1 protein-coding gene is annotated in these 1089 nt (G+C 64.2%); it reads right to left on the reverse strand.

What is annotated here, in order from left to right; genetic code table 11:
- The coding region (locus tag AC6LJ9_RS30570; protein WP_498150445.1) for a VCBS domain-containing protein at positions 1-1089 on the reverse strand (1089 nt) is incomplete at both ends.

Genomic DNA, 1089 nt, shown 5'->3' on the forward strand with positions numbered 1-1089 from the left:
GTGATGGTCGGCTTGTCGTTGGTGCCGTTGATGGTGATGACGACCTGGCCGGTGGTGCCGTCAGCGGTCGTGACCGTGAATTTCTCGGTCAGCGAGTCCTTGGCGCCGAGCTGCTGGATGGCCTTGGCGTCGTTGTCGAGCTTGAAGGTCCAGTTGCCGTTGGCGTCGATGGAGAAGGTGCCGTACTGGCCCTTGAAGTCGGTCTGGGGCTTGAACACGGCCTCGCCGGCGTCCGGGTCGGTGACATCGAGCTTGCCGCTGGCGGTCAGTTCCTTGTCTTCCGTGACCGTGCCCTTGTCGTCGCCCGGCTTGCTGGGGGTGATGACGGCGCCGTCGCTGGTGCCATTGACCGTAATGGTGATGGTCTGCGTGGCCTTGCCGCCATGGCCGTCGTCGACGGTCACGGTGATGGTGTCGGTCACATGCTCGCCGTCCTTGAGCGCCTTGACGTCAGGATTGGAGTTGTCGAGCTTGTAGGTCCACTTGCCATTCTGGTCAACGGTGAACGAACCGTACTTGCCCTTGCCGTCGTCGTTGACGGACCAGGTGTGCGTGTCGTTGGTGTCGACGTCGTGCTGGGTCAGCTGGCCGGTCACGTCCTGGTTGCTGCCTTCCTTGATCTGGCCGGTCGCAGTGCCGGAGATGGTCGGGGCGTCGTTGGTGCCGGTGACGGTGACGGTGATGACTTGCGTGGCGGTGCCGCCCTTGCCGTCATCGACGGTCACGGTGATGGTGTCGGTGACCTTCTGGCCTTCGGCCAGGGCCTGGACCTGGGCGCTCTTGTTGTCCAGCACATAGGTCCACTTGCCGTTCTGGTCGACGGAGAAGGTGCCGTACTGACCCTTGCCGGCGTCGTTGACGGACCAGGTGTGCGTGTCCTTGGCGTCGACGTCGTGCTTGTCCAACTGGCCGGAGACTTCCTCGACCGAGTCTTCCTTGACGTTGCCGGCGGCCACGCCGGTGATGGTCGGGGCGTCGTTGGTGCCGTTGACGGTGATGGTGACCGTGCCCTTGGTGCCGTCGGCGGTGACGACTTCGAAGGTCTCGGTCAGCTTCTCGCCGGCGCCCAGGGCCTGGACCTTGGGATCG

This window comes from Achromobacter sp. 1011811831 (assembly GCF_059760905.1).